The organism is Marinactinospora endophytica, assembly GCF_054780875.1.
Genome location: NZ_BAAGVM010000023.1, coordinates 1 through 21,726, shown reverse-complemented (window position 1 = coordinate 21,726; position 21,726 = coordinate 1). Strand labels below are relative to the sequence as shown.

The 21,726-nt window shown below is 72.4% G+C and carries 16 protein-coding genes and 1 pseudogene; 4 read left to right on the top strand and 13 right to left on the bottom strand.

Annotated elements, in window-relative coordinates; translation table 11 throughout:
- Positions 1-458, top strand: a 458-nt coding sequence (locus tag ACYVHU_RS26410) for a cbb3-type cytochrome c oxidase subunit I (RefSeq protein WP_498949886.1), incomplete at its 5' end; no start/stop codon positions are given.
- A gap of 66 nt (positions 459-524) precedes the next feature.
- Here ACYVHU_RS26410 and treY read toward each other — a convergent pair.
- Both treY and glgX read right to left on the bottom strand, forming a co-directional pair.
- On the bottom strand, positions 525-2,882 hold the full coding sequence (gene treY, locus ACYVHU_RS26405; protein WP_498949884.1) for a malto-oligosyltrehalose synthase: 2,358 nt from the start codon (positions 2,880-2,882) through the stop codon (positions 525-527).
- A 39-nt stretch (positions 2,883-2,921) separates the two neighbouring features.
- Positions 2,922-5,129, bottom strand: a complete 2,208-nt coding sequence (gene glgX, locus ACYVHU_RS26400; RefSeq protein ID WP_078763709.1) for a glycogen debranching protein GlgX — start codon at positions 5,127-5,129, stop codon at positions 2,922-2,924.
- Between the two features lie 623 nt (positions 5,130-5,752).
- Between glgX and pstS the strand changes: the two genes are divergently transcribed.
- From pstS to ACYVHU_RS26385, 3 genes are all read left to right on the top strand, one after another.
- Positions 5,753-6,838, top strand: coding sequence for a phosphate ABC transporter substrate-binding protein PstS (pstS, locus tag ACYVHU_RS26395; RefSeq protein WP_078763734.1), 1,086 nt, complete (start codon positions 5,753-5,755; stop codon positions 6,836-6,838).
- 106 nt (positions 6,839-6,944) lie between these two features.
- Complete coding sequence (locus ACYVHU_RS26390) at positions 6,945-7,793, top strand: SDR family oxidoreductase (RefSeq protein ID WP_078763735.1); 849 nt, start codon at positions 6,945-6,947, stop codon at positions 7,791-7,793.
- A gap of 81 nt (positions 7,794-7,874) precedes the next feature.
- Positions 7,875-8,711, top strand: coding sequence for a class I SAM-dependent methyltransferase (locus ACYVHU_RS26385; protein ID WP_498949881.1), 837 nt, complete (start codon positions 7,875-7,877; stop codon positions 8,709-8,711).
- A gap of 23 nt (positions 8,712-8,734) precedes the next feature.
- Here ACYVHU_RS26385 and ACYVHU_RS26380 read toward each other — a convergent pair whose 3' ends face one another.
- From ACYVHU_RS26380 to ACYVHU_RS26330, 11 genes and pseudogenes are all read right to left on the bottom strand, one after another.
- Positions 8,735-10,288 carry a SpoIIE family protein phosphatase gene (locus tag ACYVHU_RS26380; protein WP_432940980.1) on the bottom strand — a complete coding sequence of 518 codons (1,554 nt, stop codon included), beginning with the start codon at positions 10,286-10,288 and terminating at the stop codon, positions 8,735-8,737.
- A gap of 15 nt (positions 10,289-10,303) precedes the next feature.
- A complete protein-coding gene (locus ACYVHU_RS26375; protein WP_498949879.1) occupies positions 10,304-11,689 on the bottom strand; it encodes an ATP-binding response regulator in 1,386 nt (461 codons plus the stop codon).
- A gap of 73 nt (positions 11,690-11,762) precedes the next feature.
- A complete protein-coding gene (locus ACYVHU_RS26370) occupies positions 11,763-12,785 on the bottom strand; it encodes an ATP-binding SpoIIE family protein phosphatase (RefSeq protein ID WP_432940986.1) in 1,023 nt (340 codons plus the stop codon).
- Positions 12,782-13,201 (bottom strand): ATP-binding protein, encoded by a 420-nt coding sequence (locus ACYVHU_RS26365; protein ID WP_078763723.1) that lies wholly within the window; start codon positions 13,199-13,201, stop codon positions 12,782-12,784. The genes ACYVHU_RS26370 and ACYVHU_RS26365 overlap by 4 nt, the downstream gene beginning before the upstream one ends.
- Positions 13,198-13,587 (bottom strand): STAS domain-containing protein, encoded by a 390-nt coding sequence (locus ACYVHU_RS26360; RefSeq protein ID WP_078763724.1) that lies wholly within the window; start codon positions 13,585-13,587, stop codon positions 13,198-13,200. Before ACYVHU_RS26360 ends, ACYVHU_RS26365 begins: the two co-directional genes overlap by 4 nt.
- Complete coding sequence (locus tag ACYVHU_RS26355; protein ID WP_235001160.1) at positions 13,587-14,438, bottom strand: STAS domain-containing protein; 852 nt, start codon at positions 14,436-14,438, stop codon at positions 13,587-13,589. The genes ACYVHU_RS26360 and ACYVHU_RS26355 overlap by 1 nt, the downstream gene beginning before the upstream one ends.
- A 194-nt stretch (positions 14,439-14,632) precedes the next feature.
- Positions 14,633-16,264, bottom strand: a complete 1,632-nt coding sequence (locus ACYVHU_RS26350) for a glycosyltransferase family 2 protein (protein WP_144390257.1) — start codon at positions 16,262-16,264, stop codon at positions 14,633-14,635.
- A 549-nt stretch (positions 16,265-16,813) separates the two neighbouring features.
- A complete protein-coding gene (locus ACYVHU_RS26345; RefSeq protein WP_498949876.1) occupies positions 16,814-18,274 on the bottom strand; it encodes an aminotransferase class I/II-fold pyridoxal phosphate-dependent enzyme in 1,461 nt (486 codons plus the stop codon).
- A 454-nt stretch (positions 18,275-18,728) separates the two neighbouring features.
- Positions 18,729-19,775 carry a permease gene (locus ACYVHU_RS26340; protein ID WP_078763725.1) on the bottom strand — a complete coding sequence of 349 codons (1,047 nt, stop codon included), beginning with the start codon at positions 19,773-19,775 and terminating at the stop codon, positions 18,729-18,731.
- Between the two features lie 90 nt (positions 19,776-19,865).
- Entirely contained in the window at positions 19,866-21,419 is a 1,554-nt protein-coding gene (locus ACYVHU_RS26335) for an aldehyde dehydrogenase family protein (protein ID WP_078763726.1), read from the bottom strand.
- A 17-nt stretch (positions 21,420-21,436) separates the two neighbouring features.
- Positions 21,437-21,726: pseudogene (locus ACYVHU_RS26330) on the bottom strand (succinate--CoA ligase subunit alpha); the annotation flags it as partial.

Sequence of the window (21,726 nt, the reverse complement as noted above, 5' to 3'; positions counted from 1 at the left end):
TCTTCGCGATGTTCGCCGGCTTCTACTTCTGGTGGCCCAAGTTCACCGGCAAGATGCTCAACGAGAAGCTGGCGAAGTGGCACTTTTGGACGCTGTTCCTCGGCTTCCACGGCACCTTCGGCGTCCACCACTGGCTGGGCGCGGAGGGGATGCCCCGCCGCTACGCCGACTACCTGCCCTCTGACGGCTTCACCGCGCTGAACCAGTTCTCCTCGGTGAGCTCGTTCATCCTGGGCGCCTCCACGCTGTTCTTCCTCGCCAACGTCTGGATCACCGCGCGGTCCGGTGAACGCGCCCGGGGTGATGACCCGTGGGGGTACGGCAACTCGCTGGAGTGGGCCACCTCGTGCCCGCCCCCACGCCACAACTTCACCTCGCTCCCCCGGATCCGCGACGACCGTCCGGCCTTCCGCCTCCACCATCCCGACGCCGGCCGGGACAGCGAAGCGGTCGGCTGAGCCCCGCACGGAGCCGGGGCCGGCCTCCGGAAGGCGCCCCGCACGCCGTCCCCGCCAGACCGGTCCTCACCGGCAAAGCAGCAGCGCCACCGGATAACGGTCCAGCAGGTCGGCCAGGAGGGGGGCCGCGAGCCCGTCGGGATCGGCCTGGATCTCGCGTCCGGTGAGCAGGTCACCCCAACGGCCCGGCCCCACCGGCAACGGCAGGACCGTGTCCCGCCAGCCTCCCGCCCTCTCCAACCCCAACGGCAGCCGCGTGGCGACGGCGACCACGTCGGGCGGGTGGATCCGGTCGCGTCCGCGTGCGAACGCGACCGCGTGGTGGGCGGACGGCCCCTGGGCGGCCAAGGGCAGATATCCCTCGACCGGGTGGTCGCGGCGCAACCGCAACGCCGTACGGACCACGTGCATCTTGGCCGCCCCGCTGTGGTCCACCTCGGGTAGCCAGCCGTCCTCCAGCTTGGCCAGCAGCTCCTCGCGCAGGGCGTAGTCCACCGGGCGCCGGTTGTCGGGGTCGACCAGTGACAGGTCCCACAGCTCGCTGCCCTGGTAGACGTCGGGAACCCCGGGGCCCAGAAGCTGGAGCAGCTTCTGGCCGAGCCCGTTGGAGTATCCGGCCGGGGTGATCCGTTCGGCGAAACCGGTCACCTCCCCGACCAGAACCGGGTCGGCGAACACCCGCTCGGGCCAGGAGGCCACCTCCCGCTCGAAGTCGGGGTCGGGTTCGGTCCACGAGGTGCGGAGCTTGGCCTCCTTGGCCGCCTTTGTCAGGTAGTCGCGCAACCGTCCCGAGTCGATCGGCCACGCGCCGAGCAGCGTCTGCCAGGCCAGCAGGTTCAGCGACGGCTCGCTCAGGCCACAGCGCCCGCTCCACCGGCGCACCGCCGCGGCGAACTCCTCGGGGATCTCGGAGAGCACCGCCAGACGGGCCCGCACGTCCTCCGCGCGCTTGGTGTCATGGGTGGACAGCGTCGTCATCGTGTCCGGCCGCGACGCCGCGCGGGCGGCCGCGCGGGCGTGGAACTCCGCGCTATCCACGCCGAAGCGTTCGGGGGCGCCCCCCACCTCGTTGAGCGCGACGAACCGGGTGTAGCGGTAGAAGGCGGTGTCCTCGGTGCCCTTGGCCACGACCATGCCGCTGGTCTGCTGGATCCTGCGGGCCAGTTCACCGCGGGGCTCGGCCCGTACCCGACGGTCGATCTCGGCGAGTTCGGCCGCCAGGTCGGGACGGGCCGCGCGGGCCCCTCCCAGCGCGCGCCCCCACTCGGCCGCCCCCTCGGGCAGATAGGAACGGTAGACCGGGAAGGCGACGAGGAGTTCGACGACCGCCGCACGCGCCCGTCCCGGGTCGGCGCCCTCCAGCAGCGCCGCGATCCGGCGGACCTCGGCCCCCAGCACCCGCGTGGCGACGTGGCGCCGGCAGTCGGCCTCGACCCGCGCGAAGTCGGTCTGGACCCCCCTCTCCTCGGCGAGGCGGGTGAGCGGCCCCTCCGCGGCGGGATCGACGAACAGCCCGCACACCTCGCGCAGCGCGTCGTACCCGGTCGTCCCGTCGACCGGCCAGGACGCCGGAAGGGACTCGTCGGGGGCGAGGATCTTCTCCACCACGATCCAGCCGGGGAAGTCCTGGCGCAGCCGACGGGCGTAGCCGCCCGGGTCGCTCAGCCCGTCCGGGTGGTCCACGCGCAGTCCGTCGACGTCTCCCGCCGCGGCCCAGCGCAGGATCTCCCCGTGCGTCGCGGCGAACACGTCGGGCTCCTCGACGCGCACCGCGGCGAGGGTCGCCACGTCGAAGAAGCGTCGGTAGGTCAGCTCCGAGCCGGCCCGCCGCCACGACACCAGCCGGTAGTGCTGGCGTTCGTGCGCCGGCCCGGGGTTGTCCCCCGGCGCGTAGCTGCCGGGAGCCAGCGGGAAACGGTGCTCGTAGTAGGTGAGGCAGTCGTCCGCGATGGCGAGTTCGCCCAGCGCGGCCTCCCCTCCGTCGCCGTCGTCCGCCAGAACCGGCAGCAACAGCGGTCCGGCCGACCAGTCGATGTCGAAGAAGCGCGCGTAGCGCGACCGGGGTCCGTGGCGCAGCACGTCCCACCACCACGGGTTGGCCGCGGCGTCGGCGACCGACATGTGGTTGGGCACGATGTCGACCACCAGGCCCATGCCCAGCTCGCGCAGCCACCCCACCAGCGCGCGGCGCGCCCGTTCCCCGCCCAGCGCGGCCGAGACCTGGGCCGGATCGACCACGTCGTAGCCGTGGGTGGAGCCGGGGGCCGCCGTCAACAGCGGAGAGGTGTACACCGCGCCGACCCCCAGCCGGTGCAGGTAGTCGGCCACCCGCGCGGCGTCCCCCAGCGTGAACTCCGGTCGTAGTTGCAGCCGGTAGGTCGAGCTCGGCACCCCCGGTCCCACTGCGCGTTCCCTTCGGCTCACCGGCCCCTCCCCGTCCCTGCCGTGCGGCTCGCGGCCGCCCTACCGCTTCTCGGTCTCCGCGCTCCGCCGCGCGGTGGTGCCGCGCCCCTCCGCCGTACGGCGCAGGAGCAGCAGCGAACGCGCGGGAAGCGCCATCGTGCCGTTGGCCTTGACCGTGCGCCGGATGCCCTGCGCCTCCGGCGGCGCCACCGCCCCCGACGGGGCGAACACCTCGCCGGTGGAGGTGTCGACCACGACGCTCCACTCGGCCCCGTAGTCCTGGTCGGGGATCGTGACCTCGACATCGCCGTAGTGGGCGTTGAAGCACAGCAGGAACGAGTCGTCGGTGACCCGCTCGCCCCGCGGATCGAGGTCGGTCATGCCCTCGCCGTTGAGGAACACCACGATGCACCGGCCGAAGGGCGCCTCCCAGTTCTCCTCGGTCATCTCGGCGCCGTCGGGCGTGAACCAGGCGATGTCGCGCAGTTCGTCGCCCTTGCGGATGGGGCTGCCCGCGAAGAACCGGGTGCGCCGGAAGATCGGGTGGTGGTGGCGCAGCTCGGTGATGGCCGCGGTGAAGGCCAGCAGGTCGGCGTTCTCCTCCACCAGCGTCCAGTCCATCCAGGTCAGCTCGCTGTCCTGGCAGTAGGCGTTGTTGTTGCCGGCCTGGGTACGGCCGATCTCGTCTCCGTGCAGCAGCATCGGCACCCCCTGGGACAGCATGAGGGTGGCCAGGATGTTGCGCCGCTGCCGGTCGCGCAGGGCGTTGATCGCGGGATCGTCGGTGGGGCCCTCGATCCCGCAGTTCCACGACCGGTTGTCGTTGTGGCCGTCGGCGTTGTCCTCGCCGTTGGCGAGGTTGTGCTTGTCGTTGTAGGAGACGAGGTCGGTCAGGGTGAAACCGTCGTGGGCCGTGACGAAGTTGATCGAGGCGAACGGCCGGCGCCCGTCGTCCTGGTACAGCTCGGAGGAACCGGTGATGCGTGAGGCGAACTCGCCCAGTGTGGCGGGCTCGCCGCGCCAGAAGTCGCGGACGGTGTCGCGGTACTTGCCGTTCCACTCCGTCCACAGCGGGGGGAAGTTGCCCACCTGGTAGCCGCCCGGCCCCACGTCCCAGGGCTCGGCGATCAGCTTGACCTGTGAGATCACCGGGTCCTGCTGCACGATGTCGAAGAAGGCGCTCAGCCGGTCGACGTCGTAGAACTCCCGGGCCAGCGCCGAGGCCAGGTCGAACCGGAACCCGTCGACGTGCATCTCCAGCACCCAGTAGCGCAGCGAGTCCATGATGAGCTGCAACGAGTGCGGGTCTCGGGCGTTGAGCGAGTTCCCCGTGCCGGTGTAGTCCATGTAGTAGCGGGGGTCGTCGTCGACGAGGCGGTAGTAGGCCTGGTTGTCGATGCCGCGCATGGACAGGGTCGGCCCCAGGTGGTTGCCCTCGGCGGTGTGGTTGTAGACGACGTCGAGGATCACCTCGATGCCGGCCTCGTGCAGCGCCTTGACCATCGCCTTGAACTCCTGCACCTGGGCGCCGGGCCCGCGCGTGGCGGCCGTGGCCGCGTACTCCTCGTGCGGCGCGAAGAACCCGATGGTGTTGTACCCCCAGTAGTTGCGCAGTCCCCGCGCGATCAGCGCGTGGTCGTGCAGGAACTGGTGCACGGGCATCAGCTCCACCGCCGTCACCCCGAGCCGCTGGAAGTGGTCGATGACGGCGGGATGGGCGAGCCCGGCGTAGGTCCCGCGCATCTCCTCGGGGACGTCGGGGTGGCGCATGGTCAGCCCGCGCACGTGCGCCTCGTAGATGACGCTCTCGTTGTAGGGCGTCTTCGGCGGCCGGTCGTTGCCCCAGTCGAAGAAGGGGCTGACGACCACCGACTTGGGCACGAACGGCGCGGAGTCGGCGTCGTTGCGCTGCTCCTCGGTGCCGAAGCGGTAGCCGAACAGGGCCTCATCCCAGATCACCCCGCCGGTGATGGCCTTGGCGTAGGGGTCGATGAGCAGCTTCGCCGGGTTGCAGCGCAGTCCGGCGGCGGGATCGTAGGGACCGTGCACGCGGTAGCCGTAGCGCTGCCCGGGGCCGACCCCCGACAGGTAGCCGTGGTGCACGAATCCGTGTGCCTCGGGGAGCCTGACGCGGGTCTCCGCGCCGGTGTCGTCGTCGAACAGGCACAGTTCGACGTGGTCGGCGACCTGCGAGTACAGAGCGAAGTTCGTTCCGGCGCCGTCGTAGGTGGCGCCGAGCGGATAGGGGGTGCCCAGCCAGGGTCGCAATGCGTGCTCCTTCGCGTCCCCCGCCCGCGCGACCCGGGGGAGGTCGTCGTGTTCACCTGCACCTGTAGCGGCGTGGCCGTCCGCCGCGTTTCAGCCTAGAGCGGTGGGGCTCGTCACAAGGTGACTTCCCGAAACGGCGTGTTGTACGCCGATCGGTACGGGATCGGCCACGCCGGTTCCGTGTCCGCCTCACCCTGCCCGGGCGGCGGCGCGCCCGGTGCCCGGTCGCCTGCCCGGCGCTGTCGGGGTGGCCCACCGGAGGCGCCCCGCTACGGCCGAGGACGGGGCGGTGCGGGAGAGGACATCCTCGGGCCGGCCCACGGCGGGACGACCACGGGGGCGAGGCCGTGTCCCCGCGAGGCGTGTGGCCCGATCGCCCCTGGCCCGCCGGCCCCCGGAGGCGGCACGGGACGCGCCTTCCGGCCCCTTCCACCCCTGATAGGACGCGGCGCCGGTCGGCCTCCCGCAGACCTGCACCGTTTTCCCTGCTGTAAATTCTTCGACGGCGTCCGATCACTTTCGCGCCATCTGTCCGTCACCGGGCGTCTTCCGTGCACACACTAGGCGGACCCGGCGTTGTCGAGGGGGAGTTCAGAGCAGTGCAGGCGTCGACCTACCGAAGGATGTCCACGATCGCGCTGGCCGGCGCGGTCGCGCTGGCGACGGGGTGCGGCAGCGACAACGCCGTCCGCGGCACCGCTCCGGTTCCGGTCCCCGCCGACCTGGAGTGTCTGTCCGGCAGCATCTCCGGCGCGGGATCCAGCGCGCAGGAGAACGCGATGCAGGTGTGGATCGCCGGCTACCAGACCGCCTGCCAGGACTCGCTGGTGTTCTACGACGCGATCGGCTCGGGCGGCGGGCGCAGCCAGTTCATCGACGGCGCCGTGGACTTCGCCGGCTCCGACGCCGCGCTGGACCCCGAGGAGACCGAGGAGGCCAGGGCGCGCTGCCACGGGTCCGACCCGATCAACATCCCGGCCTACGTGGTGCCGATCGCCGTGGTGTTCCATCTGGAGGGCGTGGACTCCCTCGACCTGACCCCGCAGACCATCGCGCGGATCTTCGGGCAGGAGATCACCCACTGGGACGACCCGGCCATCGCCGAGACCAACCCCGGCGTGGACCTGCCGCACACGCCGATCACCCCGGTCAGCCGCTCCGACGAGTCCGGCACCACCGAGAACTTCACCGCCTATCTGGCCGCCGCGGCCGGTGACGCCTGGCCGCACGAGGCCGACGGGCAGTGGCCGATCCCCGCGGCCGAGGCCGGGCAGGGCAACAGCGGCGTCGCCCAGGCCGTCGAGGGCGGCAACGGGACGATCGGCTACGTCGAGGCCTCCCACGTCGGGCACATGTCCACGGTGCGGGTCGGGGTCGGTGGCGAGTTCGTGGAGCTGTCCCCGGAATCGGCCGCGGCCGTCGTGGCCTCCTCCCCCGAACGCGAGGGCGGCCCCGAACACGACCACGCCCTCGAACTCGACTACGGCACCACCGAGGCGGGCACCTACCCGATCGTCCTGGTGAGCTACGAGATCGCCTGCATGGAGTACGCCGACGAGAACGAGGCGGCGGGCGTCACCGCCTTCCTCGACTACGTGATCAGCGAGGAGGGCCAGCAGGCCGCCTCCGACGAGACCGGGTCGGCGCCGTTGTCGGAGGAGATGCGGACCAAGCTCCAGGAGTCCATCGACGCGATCGGCGTGGCCTGACACCGCCTCCGCCCGCCGCCCATGGCGGCGGGCGGGTTTACCCCCGTGTCCGCGGGATAGCCGTGGGATGGATCGCGACGGACACGAAGAGACGGGGGTGTGCGGCATGACGCAGCCGGACGCGCAGAGCCAGCCCTATCCCGGGCGGACCGGGCCGATGACGCCCGAACCACGCGACGAGATGCGCGACTATGAGGGGCGGGGCCTGCTCTCCGGGAAAAAGGCGCTGATCAGCGGCGGCGACTCCGGGATCGGGCGCGCGGTGGCGATCGCCTTCGCCAAGGAGGGCGCCGACGTCGCGATCGCCTACCTGGAGGAGCACGAGGACGCCCGGCGCACCGCGGAACTGGTGGAGCAGGCCGGCGCGCGCTGCCTGCCCATCCCGGGGGACCTCGGCGACGAGGCACACTGCGCGGACGTGGTGGCGCGCGCGGTCGCCGAGTTCGGCGGGCTCGACATCGTGGTGGCCCACCACGGCACCCAGGCCCCGGTGGAGGATTTCGCGAAGCTGAGCACCCAACAGCTGACCCGCACCTACCAGGTCAACGTGTTCGGGGTGTTCTGGCTGCTGCGGGAGGCGGTCCCGCACCTGCCCGAGGGCGGCTCGGTCATCATCACCGGATCGGTCAACGGCCTGCGCGGCAACAAGAGCCTGATCGACTACGCCACCTCCAAGGCCGCGGTGATGAACCTGACGTACTGCCTGGCCCAGCACTACACGGACAAGGGGATCCGGTTCAACTGCGTCGCCCCCGGCCCGGTGTGGACACCGCTGATCCCGGCGACGTTGCCGGAGGAGAAGGTCGAGGGGTTCGGACAGCAGGCCCCGATGGGCCGGGCCGCGGACCCCGACGAGATCGCCCCCTCCTACGTGTTCTTCGCCAGCGGCCGGCTGTCGTCCTACTACACGGGCGAGGTGCTGGCGCCCATCGGCGGGGAGATCCAGTCGAGCTGACGTCGCGCGCGGCGCCCGGAAAACCCGTTTGAGCGGGCGCCGCGTGGCGTTAGGGTCGGGCCGACGAGAGGACCGATCCACATGACCACTCCCGCCTGGACCCCCGAGCCCCCCGCCGCCGAGCCGGCCGAGGTGCGCCGCCGCCACGCCGCCAACCGGGTCGCCTGGAACGAGGCCGCGCAACGCTACAGCGAGGGGCTGCCCGAGGCCATCGCCGAGCTGCGTGCCGGACGGTCGTCGGTCCACCCCGTCGAACGCGCCGCGCTGGGCGATCTCGCCCCGTGGTGCCGGCGCGCGATCCACCTGCAGTGCGCGTCGGGGCGCGACACCCTGTCGCTGCTGCTGGAGGGGGCGCAGGAGGTCGTCGGGGTGGACATCTCCGAGGTCCAGGTGGCCAACGCGCGGGCCACGGCCGCCGCGATCGGCGCGCCCGCCCGGTTCCATCACTGTGATGTGCTGGACACCCCGCACTCGCTGGACGGCACCGCCGACCTCGTCTACACGGGACGCGGCGCGCTGTGCTGGATCCACGATCTGGCCGCGTGGGCGCACGTCGTCGCCCGGTTGCTGCGCCCCGGCGGGGTGGTGTCGGTGTTCGACGGCCATCCCGCGGGATGGCTGTTCGACCAGGACGCGGCCGAGCCCGTCGCCTCCGGCGTCGACTACTTCGGCCACGCCGAGAGCAACGTCGGCTGGCCGACGACCTACATCGGCGAACTCGACGTGCCGCCCTCGACCAAGCACGAACGGCTGTGGCCGATCGGCGACGTCGTGCAGGCGCTGATCGACGCGGGGCTGACCATCACCCGTCTGGAGGAGCGCCCCGACGAGTACTGGACCGTCTTTCCCGCCATGCCCGAGGAGCTCCGCCGCAGGATACCGATGACCTTCCTGCTGCACGCGCGCCGGCCCGCCTGAGAGCGGCCGGGCCCGCGCCCCTCCTAATCGCGGAAGCGGGCGATGACCAGCGCGCTGTCGTCCTCCCTGCGCCCGAAGTGCCCCAGTACGCGGTCGCCGAACGCCTCCAGGTCCTCCCCCATGGACCTGGCCAGGCGGCCGAGGGCGTCGAGGTTGTCGTCGATGGGGACGGAACGGTCCTCGACCAGCCCGTCGGTGACCAGGAGCACCGCGCCGCCCGGCGGCAGCACGTGGGCCTCCTCGCGCGCCCGGTCCACCGGCGTGCCCAGGAGGACCCCGCCGGTGCCCGCGTAGGCGGCGGCCCCGTCGCCGACGAGCAGGGGCGGGATGTGGCCGGCGTTGGCGATCTCGATCCGTCGCGTCGCCGGATCGACCAGCACCAGGCACACCGTCGCGGTCTGGTCGGGGTAGTAGCGCGACAGCACCCGGTTGAGCCGGCTCAGGATGACGCCGGGGCGCTGGTCGTCGAGCACGCAGGCGCGCAGCGCGTGCCGCAGCTCGGCCATGACCGTGGCGGCGTACAGGGAGTGGCCCTGCACGTCGCCGATCGCGATGAGCAGACGGTCCTCCAGCCACAGGACCTCGTAGAAGTCACCGCCGATCTCGACCTGGTCGTCGGCCGGCTCGTAGCGCACGGCGAGATCCATTCCGGGGACCTGGGGCAGCCTGCGGGGCAGGAAGCTGTGCTGCAGGGTCAGCGCGATGGCGCGTTCCTCCAGGTAGGAGTGCAGGGTTCCGGCCGCGAGCGCGAGCGCCTCGGCGAGCTGGTGCATGACGTCCAGCTCGTCGGCGCCGCGTCCCGGCGTTCCCACCGCCACGCAGACCCGTCCCCGCCCCTCCCCGCCGTGGGCGATCGCGGCCTGCACCGGGCCGGGGAGGCGGGCGCCGGCGCTCACCGCGGCCCACTGTTCCGCGGAGAACCTGACCGGACCGGTGGCGCCGCCCGCGATCCCGTCGAACAACGCCGTGGCGTCACACTCGAAGGAGGCGGTGCTGGAGCCGCCGCCCGGGCGCGCGCCGACGACCCGGCCGTCGGGCGCCTCCAGGACGACGGCCACCTGGCCGAAGATCTCCCCCGCGGCGTTCACCGCGGTCGCGGTGAGCTCCTCGAAGGACCTGGCCGTGTTCATGGCCAGCGTGGTCCGGGTGAGCAGGGTGAGCAGCCCCGCCTTGTTCTCCGCCTTCAGCCGCGCCCGCGAATAGCGCAGGGCGGCGTCGACCGTGGCGAGGAACTCCTCCGGTTCGATCGGGTCGGTCATGTAGACGTCGGCGCCCCTGGACAGTCCGTGGGCCCGGTCGGCGACGCTGATCGCCGAGGCCGAGACCTGGAGGACGGGAAGCGCGGCGGTCGCCGGATCGGCCTTGATCCGCTCGCACACCTCGAACCCGCTCATGTCGGGCAACCGGACGTCCAGGACCACCAGGTCGATCTCGCGCTCGGCGAGCTCCCGCAACGCCTCTCCCCCGCTACTCGCCTCCAAGACGGTATGCCCGCTGCGGCGCAGCCAAGTGGAGTACACGTAGCGTTTGGTCAGGGTGTCGTCCACCACCAGCACGGTGGCCGGTGCCTCGCTCATCCTCTGCTCCTCGTGTCAACTGCCGCCCGTCGTCGCCTTCGACAAGGCGTCGGCGAGCGCCGCCCGGGACAGGTCGGTTGCGTCCACGACCGCTCGCACCGCCCCGCCGCCGGCGAGTTGCGCCGTCGGCAGGGACGTCGGGGCGATGAGCACGACCGGGACACGGCCGCCCCCGTGTCGGCGCTCCAGCGCGCGCAGCACCAGACGACTTCCGGTGGCCGGCTCGTGCAGGCGCAGGACGACGGCGTCGGGAGGGGCCAGGCGGATGCGGCGCAGGGCCGCGTCGTCGTCCTCGGCCTCCTCCACCTCTTGGGCGGTCCCTTCCACCAGCTCCCGTAGGAGCGCGCGTGAGGCGGGGTCGTCGTCGACGAGGAGAACCCGTCGGACCAGGCCCGTGGGCGCGGCCTCGGGAAGGGGCGCCCGCGTCGCGGGCAGCCGGAGGCGTACCCGGGTGCCCTCCCCCGGGGCGCTGGTGAGGGACAGGTCGCCACCGAGCAGCCCGGCCAGCCGCCTGGCATAGGCGAGGCCCAGCCCGGTGCCGCGCGCCCGATCGCCCTCGCCGGGTCGGCGCGGGGCCTGGAAGAACTCCTCGAAGACCCGTTCCTGGTACTCGGCGGGGATCCCCACCCCGGTGTCGCAGACGGTGAAGATCAGCTCTTCCTCCCCTCCCGGCTCCACGGTGAGGCGGACCTCGCCGCGCTCGGTGAACTTCACCCCGTTGGACAGCAGGTTGCGCAGGATCCGCTCGAGCATCCGCTCGTCGGTGACGAAGAACCGCGGGGCCGCGTCCAGGTCCACCACCAGGCCGATCCCGGCCTCCTCGGCCAGCGGGCGCAGCCCCGCCCGCAGGTGCTGGAGGAAGGACGGGAGCTCCACGGTGGTGAGGACCGGTTCCATCCGCCCGGATTCGGCCTTGGCGTGGTCGAGGAGCTCGTTGACGAGCCCGAGGAGGGTCCGCGCCGAGTCGCGGATGAGCTCGACCTGGTAGCGCTGTTCGGCCGAGAGGGGCTCGGCCGCGGGATCCGCCAGCAGCCCGGTCAGGCCGATGACCGAGTTGAGGGGGGTGCGCAGTTCGTGGCTCACCCCCGCCCAGAACCGGTCCTTGGCCTCGCCGACCTCGCGGAGCTGGGCGGACTTCTCGTCCAGTTCCGCGTACAGGGCGACCACCCCCCGGTTGGTCTCCTCCAGCTCCTGGGAGAGCTCGTTGTAGAGCGTGCGAGCCTCGTGGAGGGCCGCCTCCAGCTCGGCGTTGGCCCTGCGCAGCTCGTCCCGCTGTCGGCGGGCCTCCTCCAGCTCGGCCTCCCGGGCCCTGCCGTCCCCTCCCACGCCGAGGCGGGACAGGCCGGCACGCACCATCGCCCCGATCCCGGGGCGCCGTGTGCCGTCGTCTCGTCCGCTCACCGTGCCGTTTTCCGTCCCTTCCCACACCACCGTCCCGGCTCCCGCAGGCCCCACGCGGCCTCCCCGTCGGGGCTCACATGTCCGGCTTCAGCACGAGAACGCACGAGTCGTCGCGGCGGATCCCCGCGTCGCGTAACAGGGTGGCGGCGATCACCAGGGGACCGTGCCTTCCCAGGCCGGGCGGGATGCCGGTGATCCTGCGGGAACTGAGCCCGTCGGAGTGCAGGACGACGGTCGAGTCCTGCGGCAGCTCGTAGGTGAACTCGCGCAGCGATCGGGCCTGGTGTCCGACGATACCCGGGATGGAGACCATGCTCTGCCGGCCCTCCGACGCCGCGACCCACCCCGAGATGTTGCCGAGGCCGGCGTAGGCGACAGACCGGGCGTCAAGGTCGATTCGGACGATTCCGGCGGCCCCGCCTCGCGTGGACCCGATGGCGCGGTGGACGTCACCGAGCAGGCCCCTCGGTGTCGTCTCGTCGGACGCCTGGAACGCCTCCAGGGCCGTGCGGGTCGCCAAGGCGGCGGCAGGGCCGTGGCCCAGACCATCGAAGACGACCGCCGTGAGGTGACCGTCGCGTTCCTCGATGAGGTAGCCGTCACCGCAGACGGTCTCGCCGGAGATCGGGCGGGCCAGCCCGTCGGCCTGCCTCCGGAGGCGTCCGTCCTCCTTCGCGGTGAAGGCCGCGGCCAGGACCGTTCCGTGGCCGGGGCGGGAGTGGACGTCGAGTTCGTCGGCCATCCGGCCGATGGCCCCGAAACCGATGCCCAGCGTCCCGGTGGTGGAGTGGCCGTCGCGGCGGGACAGGTCGACACTGGCCATCCCCGGACCGCTGTCCACGGCGAGCAGGTCGATCACCGTCGGTCCCGCGTCACGGACACGCAGCATGAGGACACCGTTCTCGGCGTGCTTGGCCAGATTCGAGGCGGCCTCGCTCACCGCGATGGCGACCTCGGCGGCGCGGTGTTCGCCGAGACCGGCCCGTTCGGCGAGTGTCCCGGCGGTTCTGCGCGCGGCCCCGACACTGCTCTCGTGGTCGATCGGGATCCACACGGCGCCGTCACCGGCCGGGCCCTGACTCGGGGAGGAGGTCACCTCGCCCACTTGGTCACGACCACTTTGGTCCCTTTGCCCACCTCGGTGAGGAGGTCGAACTCGTCGACCAGGCGCCGGGCGCCCCCCAGCCCCAGGCCGAGACCGTTTCCGCTGGTCCACCCGTCGGTGAGCGCCGTCTCCGGGTCGGGGATCCCGGGCCCTTGATCGCTGAAGGCGACCCGGACGCCGCTGCGCCGCTCCTGGACGAGCGTCTCGACCTGAGCCTTGCCACCGCCCCCGTGGACGAGGGTGTTACGGGCGAGTTCGCTGGCCGCGGTCACCAGTTTCGTCTGGTCGACCAGTGACAGACGGGCGGCGATGGCCGCCGACCTGACCACCTGGCGGACCCGGACCACATCGGCGTTGGAGGCGATGGCGACCTCCTCGCCGACGGCCGGGGCCCTGCCGGCGATCATGCCTCCGCCCGTTTCCCGCTGGCCGGGTCCGTCCCCGCCGCCGACAGCAGTCTCATCCCCTTCTCCAGGTCCAGCGCCGTACGGATGCCGTCGAGGGTCAGTCCGAGCTCGACCAGGGTGATGGCGACGGCCGGCTGCATGCCGACCACGACCGTCTCGGCGTCGAGCATCCGGGAGATCCCCGCGATCGTGGACAGCATGCGCCCGATGAAGGAGTCCACGAACTCCACCGCGGTGATGTCGATGATGACCCCACGCGCGCCGGTGGCGACGATGCGCTCCGACAGGTCCTCCTGGAGGGCCATGACCGCCTGGTCGTCGAGGTCGACCTGGATGGAGACGAGCAGGATGTGGCCGACCTTGAGGATGGGCACCCGGGTGGTCATCACTGGGTCTCCTCCGGCAAGCGGACGATCTCGACGCCGCTGCGGCGCAGGGCGTAGGCGAGCGCGTCGGCGAGGGACGCCTTGGTCACGATGTCGCTGAACTCGATGCCGAGCGTGACGATCGTGTGGGCGATCTGCGGCCTGATACCGGAGATGACGCACTCGGCGCCCATGAGCCGCGCCGCGGCGACCGTCTTGATCAGGTGCTGGGCGACCTGGGTGTCCACGGCGGAGACCCCGGTGATGTCGATCACGGCGTACTCGGAGCCGGTCTCGACCAGGGTCTGGAGCATCTTCTCCATGACCACCTGGGTGCGGGCGGAGTCGAGGGTGCCCACGAGCGGAACCGCGACGACCCCCTCCCAGAGCTTGACCACGGGCGTGGACAGCTCCAGCAGCTGCTCGGCCTGGTCGATGATGACCTGTTCGCGGGCGTTGACGTAACTGTCGTAGGTGATCAGGGCGAGCTCGTCGACGAACCGGGAGAAGCCGAAGAAACGCTCCAGCGTCTCGTAGGCCGGGGCGGGGCCCAGCAGGGCGCGGACGACGTCCTTGATCGCGAACACGCTCGTCGCGGTCTCCGACGGGCGGAAGTCCTGCCGGGCACGCCGCCGCGACAGCTCCTCCAGCAGGGCGCGGAGCTCACCCGTCGTGGTCTCGTCGGCTCCCTCGTCCATCGCCGCGATCATGGCCTGGAGGAGTTCGGCGAGATCCTCGCGGATCTCCTCGGGTTCCAGGCTCCCGCGCAGGCACAGCGCCACCTCCCTGCTCCAGTCGTCCAGGAGCCGCTGCTTGTTCTCCCTGAGCAGACCGGCGATCTCGGGGTCGGCGAAGGTCGGGGGATGCGTCACGGTACTCGTCTCTCAACTACCGGCGGGTATGGGACGGCCCAGACGGGCGCGTCGGCCTCCTCGACGGGACGCGCGGCTCTCGGGCCACTCCGGGCGTGCCGTTGTTCGACAGCGCCAAGAGCCCAAAAGGGCCGAAACCATGGAACGGTCCATGGCACCCTAGCAGCCACCGCCGGCCCTCTTCCCGTCCCCCGTCAGACCGCCGTGGGACGCAGAAGACGGACGCAGGCGCGAACGGCGCGTAGCGGTGGGCGCAGGAACGGGACCGCCCGGTGCAACCGCCAGTAGGTCAGACTGGCCCGCCCACGCCCCACCCGCGCCTGCCGCTTCCCCGCACGCGGTGGTCCGGGGATGCGACCGGCCACGGATCCGGGCTCACGGCGGGGCCACACCGGGCTTTGCAGCTGCTCGACCGGCAGGCCGGGAAGCTCGACCATGTCCTCGACCTCGCCCTGGACCCGGCAGCGGCCATGGACCTGGGAGATGACCCTGGCCAGGTCCTCCCCTGGCGCGCGGACGCGCAACGCCCGGACCAGGGCCCGGGTGCGCCACAGTCGCAGGACGGGTCCGTCCGGGCGGTCCGCGCAGGCCAGCTCGGTCAGACCGGCGCGGGCGCGATCGGCCCGCTCGATGAGGCGGGAGACGGTGTCGCGCCCCACCCCCCGCGTGACGGGCACGTCCAGCAGATAGGGCGAGGGAAAGCCGGTGCGCGGTCTGCTCGTGCTGAAGGAGACCCGGGGGTCACCGAGGTAGTTGGCCTGGATCAACCGCAATTCCAGACGCGGACCCGCGGTTCCGGCGCGCTGGCCGGCACACCCGTCCCAATCGGCCACGAGGGTGACGGTGAGATCGCTCTCGGCGCAGTTCAGCAACCGGTCCACGCAGGCCCGCACCACCTCGTAGCGGGCTCCGGCGACGTCGACGACCGCGCGGACGAGCGGGACGCGGGCGGCGCCGGCGGTGTTGGGGGAACGGTCACGGTGGGAACGCGGATGGGGCATGTAGGCGGCCAGCACATCGGCGCGGAACCGCAGGGAGGGTACGCGCGCCCGGGTCACGGTGGCCGGTCCCAGGTGGCGTCCCGTGGCCTGGCGCTCGGGCACGAACACGGCACCCGCCTGCCACAGCCGGTAGCCGAACTCGGTGTCCTGTCCGAGGGTGAGCGCGGGGTCGAGTCCGCCCGCGGCCTCGTACAACGAGCGGCGCAGGGCGACGTTGGATCCGATGTGGGTGAGGAAGCCGAGGTGGTCGGGGTCGCGCAGGTCGTCGCTGCTGGCCAGCAGGCGTTCCACCCATTCGTGTCCGTGCTCGCCGGGCACCACCTCGGCGAGACGACCGGTGCGCGCCAGCACCGCGATGTCGGCGGGGTCGGTGGGGTGGGACGCGGCGAAGCGGACGCCGCCGAGCGTGACGCACTCGGGATGCAGATGGTGCCAGCGGGCGTGCGCCTCGATGTGGCGGGGGTCGACGATCATGTCGGGGTCGAGCCAGCAGATGATCTCGCCGGAGGTGATGTGGGCGCCGTAGGCGCGGGCGTGCCCCCCACCCCAGCCCGCGGCGGGGGCGGGTTCGATCCGGCAGGAGCGCGGGCGGATCAACGGCAGTCGCAGCGGGGGGACGGAGTGGTCGTCGACCACGACGACCTCGAACAGGCGGTCGGGATAGGTCTGGGCGGCGAGCGCGGCGAGGACCAGGTCCAGGCGCCGCTGGTCGCCGCAGGCGGCGATGACGACGCTGACGGTGAGACGTGGGGTCCATGCGCCGAGCTCGGGGGGTGTCAGCACGCTCCAGTCGTTGCGGAAGACCCGGGTCGTGGCGCGTTCCATTCGGCCACGGTGAGAGACCCCGTCAATCAGTGACTCTGCGTATGTAAATGACTGCACAGAGTCACTATAAACGACCGTGTGCCGCACTGGACGAGAACGTCCGGGGGGAGACACGCGGCCCGTCACGGCCCGGGGAACGGGGTGGCGAGGGGAATGCACGGCCCCGGCCCGTGTCCCTCGGAGGAGGACACGGGCCGGGGCCTCAAGGGGCACCACCCCGGCCGTCCTCCACGGTGGCGCCCACGGCCGCCCCCGCTGCCCGTGGCACGACGGGGCCGACGCCGGTGACGGCGTTCTCCTTACGAGCCGCCCTCACGACGTGTCCGACGTTAGCGCCTCTCACCGACACTCCGGCCCCCGTGGACGTAACGGAGGGGGTACCGACACGGCCGTCCGCGCGCGATGCCAGACGTCGAGCCACCGCGGGTGTCCCGCCCTCGGCGACCGATCGGGCGAGGACCCAGCGGGACGATCCCCGCGGCTGCGCCGCCCGCGCGCCTGAACGGCGCGGCCTCGCCCCGGGCCGATGCCGCGCCGGCGTGGTGGACGTTACTCCGCGACCACCCGCAGCGTCTCCATCGTGGAATCGACCGCGTCGGGCAGCACCATTCCGGCCGGCGGACCGCTGGCCAGGTAGTCCAGCACCTCCGCGGTGATGCGTTCCCCCGGCGCGATCACGGGGGCGCCCGGCGGATAGGGGCTGATGATCTCCGCGGCGACCCGGCCCACCGCCTTCGCCCGGGGGACCTGTTCGGCCGGACCGAAGAAGGCGTCGCGGGGCAGCATCACCGTCTCCAGTTCCAGCGCGCCGGAGGGCGGGAGGTGAACCGGGGACGGAGGGGCCATGTCGCGGGACTCCTCGGCCAACGCGGTCACGGCGTCGAGCAGGGCCGTGATCGTGGTGTCGTCGTCGGCGTGGGTGATCTGCGCGGCGAACCTGCGGTGGTCGGCCAGCCCCACGTTGACGTGGTGGCGCGCGTGCAGGTGGTCGGCCGCCTGGTAACCGCTGATCCCCAGTCCGGAGACGTCCACGACGACCTTGAGCGGGTCGAGGTCGGCGGCCCCGCCCGGACGGACCACCTCCAGCCCCATCACGTCGAGGCCGGGCAGGTCGGCGATCCGCTCGCGGACCCGTTGGGCCCGGGTCAGCGCGGCGTCGAGCAGCTCCTCGCCGCGTTCCACCATCTGCCGGCGCCAACCGTCCAACGCCGCGTAGACCAGGACGGAGGCGCTCGTGGTGCCCAGCAGGTCCTCGCGCATCTTGAGCACCGCCGGATCGACCCGGTTGCCGCGCAGGTGGAACACCGAGCTCTGCTCGATCGCGCCGCCCATCTTGTGGACGCTCGTCACGACGAGGTCGGCTCCGGCGTAGACGCCCCACGCGGGCAGGCTGGAGTGGAAGGGAAGGTGGGCGCCCCACGCCTCGTCGACGATCAGCGGCACACCGTGGGAGTGGCACACCAACGCGACCCCGGCGATGTCGGCGCAGGTGCCGTAATCGGTGGGGGTGACCAGCAGCATCCCCTTGGCGTCGGGGTGGGCCTCCAGGGCGCGGCGCACGTCCTGCGGTTCGGGCGGATGGGCCAGGTGGAGGTCCTCGTCGAAGTGGGGGTGCACCCACACCGGTTCGACGCCGTTGATGATGACCGCGGCGATCACCGACTTGTGGGCGTTGCGCGATACCAGCAGCTTCTCGCCCGGCCCCGCGACGGCCAGCATCGCGCTTTTGACCGACAGGGAACTGCCGCAGGTGGAGAAGAAGGTGTGGGTGGCCCCCACGGCATCGGCCATGAGGTCCTGGGCGGCGGCCAGCACCCCCTTGCTCATGGCGCGGTCGTCCAGCGCGTTCATCGACAGGATGTCGGAGGCGAACACCGAGTCGCCCATGACGGCGCGGACACGCTCGTCGATCCCACGGCCCTGTTTGTGCCCTGGCGGATTGAACGACACGTCGCCACGTCGTTTGAAGTCCTCCAGCGCCTCCAGCACGGGGGCTCGCGAATGGTCCACCGTCGCCTCCTCCTTCTCCCGGATCGCCGGCACCGCGCCGGTTTTCGCCTCCGGCCGCTACCCGGCAGGTATCGGGGAAAACTCCTCCCTCGCCTGGCGGCTCCGTTCGGGGAGACGGTGGGACGCCGCGGGAGGAGGGAGGACGGGCGCGTCCACCGGGCGGCTCACCACCCCTGCGCGTTGGCGGCGGGGGCGCGAACTCGCCGGAGTGTCATCCTCGCCGTAGCCGGCCTCGACCGGGCGAAGGGGGTCTCGGGCTCCGCGGTTCATGGACTCGCCGGATGTCCGGCGTCCGCCCGCCCTGGCGGATGCCGTCCGCGGGGCGCTCGTCGACACGGGCCGGGCGATGACGCGGGGCACGCTCTTCCTCGATCTGCACCGGGGCCGGCCCGGCGCGGAGGGGTCCGGACCGGCCACGATGCGCTCACCACGACAATATCGAACGAGACAATATTCATTGTACAAGCCCGGCATCCAGCACCGCCAGCACGCCCCCCACGGTAAGTCCGACGAGAACGGCCGCGCAGGACGACACCGCCAGGACACGCGGCGCCACCGCGCCCCGCAACGGCAGGAGCGTGGGCAGCCCGGCCAGGGGCAGGGTCACCAGGAGCGCTCCCGCCGCCCCGACGGCGCCCGACGCCGCCATTCCCACCACGATCGGCACCTCCCCTCCCAACGGGACCACGAGCAGCACCCCGGCCACCGCGGCCACCGCGATCCCGGCCACCACCCAGCCCTGCCACGGCACCGCCCCCAGCCAGGTCCGCGCGATTCCGGTCGCGAGCAGGAGGATCAGATAGTCCGGCAGGAGAGTACGCGCCATGCCCGCCAGCGCGCGGCCGAACGCGCGGACGGCCCCGCCCGCGTCCGCCCCGGGGGCGCGCCGGGCCGGCGGGGGGAGCCGAAGCGGACCCCGCCCAACGCGGTCGCGCAGGCACCCGGCGACGAAGATGACGAGGAGGACCCCGGCGGCCACCCGCGCCGCCACCCACGGCCACGGCAGCACCGACGCCAACAGCGCCAGGGCCGCCGGGTTGAGCAGCGGTCCCACCGTCCAGAAGGCGACCGTCCCGGCCAGTGGCGCGCCCCGGCGACGCAGCGCGAGCGCCACCGGAGTGGTCCCCGAGACGCACAGCAGCGAGCCGGCGCCCAGCGCGGCTCCGGCCAGGGCGGCGCGCAGTGGGCGGGAGCCGTCGCCCAGCGCCGCGACCGCGGCCCGGCGCGGCAGGAAGGCCTCCAGGGCCGCTCCCACGACCAATCCCGCCAGCAGCAACGGCCACACCCGCCCGAGGAGATCGACGGCGTGGCCCAGACCGGCCATGAGGTCGGGACCACCGGCCTCGGTCAGCTCCCCCGCTCCCCCGTGCCCTCCTCCGAACCACCACAGGGCCCAGGCCGACGGTGCCACGCCCAACAGCGCGAGCAACGCGATCCGCGGCCGCCCCCGGTCCTCGGAGGCGACGGTGGCGGAGGAGGGACTGGGGGGAGGTGTCCACATGGCAACCGTTCTCCGGTCGTGTCCGAGTGCCGACTGACGGGGAGCGCGGGCTCGGGGAGGAACCGCGCTCCCCGAGACCCGGGAGGCGGCTCAGCCCACCGCGAGCCCCGCGGGACGCAGGGTGTAGTCGGGGAAGTTGCCGGGCAGGCGCTCATCGGGCGGCCCGACGGTCACCGCGTGGACGAGGAGGCGGCCACCGACGAAGGCCCCCCGCCAGGAACCGCCCCAGCCCCCGAACAGCTCGGCGCGGTCGCCCCGCGAACGGGGCCGGTTCACGCCGACCTTGAAGGCACGCACCTGGGCCGCGAGTCGGATGGCGGTCGACTCCTCGTCGCAGGAGACCGTCCCGACCAGGGCACCGTTGCTCGCGTTCATCGCGGCGAGGAGCTCGGCCTCGGTGTCGACGAGGACGATGGTGTCGACCGGCCCGAAGGGTTCGGCGTGGAACAACGGGGAGGCGCGCGGCGGTTCCAGGAGCGTGACCGGCGCGAGGTAGGCGTCGGTGTCGCCTCCCGTGGGGAAACGGCCCTGGTCGAGCGTTCCCCGATAGAGCGGGATCGCCCCCTTGGCGACCGCGTCGTCGACCAGGCCGGCCAGGTCCTTGGCCTTGGCCGCGCTGATGAGCGGCCCGAAGTCGAGATCGGGGTAGTCGTCGCCGGGACGCTCCACCGCGAGGGGGTCGCCGAAACGCACCGAGGTGACGGCCGGCAGGTAGGCGGCGAGGAAGCGGTCGAACAGGCAGCGTTGGACGACGAAGCGCGGGTAGGCGGTACAGCGCTGCTTGGCGTAGTCGAACGTCGCGCGGACCTGGGCGCCGAAGGTCTCCCAGTCGGAGAACTCCCACACCCCCCAGCAGTTGAGTCCCTCCTGTTCGAGGATGTGCCGTTTGCCCAGGTCCGCGAGCGCGGTGGCCACCTGCCCTCCGGCGTCGCGTCCCCCCACGAACGACACGCACCCGATCCGGGGGGAGCGCACGAGCACCGGCGACAGTTCCCGGCCCCCACCGCTGAGCAGGGTCAGCGGCAGCCCCTCCCGGACCGCCAGGGCGACGGCCAGCGTCAGGCAGCACAGCCCTCCGTCGGTGGGCGTCTTGGCGATGACGGCGTTGCCGGCCAGCGCCTGGACGCACATCGCGTGGGCGAGCACGCTCATCGGGTAGTTCCAGCTCGCGATGTTGGAGACGGGACCGGGCAGGGCCTCGCGTCCGGCGAGCATGTCCTCGACCTCGTCGAGGTACCACTCGACCCCCGAGATCGCGCGGTCGACGTCCTGACAGGCCAGGCGCCATGGTTTGCCGATCTCCCACACCAGGAGCAGGGCGAGCAGGTCGCGGTGTTCCCGCCAGGAGGCGAGCGTGGCGCGGACCTTCGACCTGCGTTCGCGCAGCGGTCTGCGCCGCCAGGACTCGTGGGCGTCGGCCGCCGCGGCGACGGCCCGCTCGGCGGTGGCCGCGTCGAGCATCGGGGGGCCGGCGATCTCGCGTCCGTCCACGGGCGAGAACGCGGGCCGTGGCACGCCGTCGGCGTGCCAGCGACCGCCCCAGTGGTTGTGGACGCGATCGGCGCCGAACGCCTCGGGGGCGGCGGAGCGGCAACGGCCGTAGACGGAGTCCCAGGAGGTACCGGGCTTGTGAAGGGGTGACATGGCGGTCTCCTGCCGGTTCAGTAGAGGGCGCGGGCCAGCCGCGCGGCCTCGCTGGGGGTGGTGCCGACCTTGACGCCGGCGGCCTCCAGGGCCTCCTTCTTCGCCGCGGCCGTGCCGGAGGACCCCGACACGATCGCCCCGGCATGCCCCATCGTCTTGCCCTCCGGCGCGGTGAACCCGGCCACGTAGCCCACCACCGGCTTGGTCACATTGGCCTTGATGAACTCCGCCGCACGCTCCTCGGCGTCCCCACCGATCTCACCGATCATCACGATCGCGTCAGTGTCGGGGTCGGCCTCGAACGCCG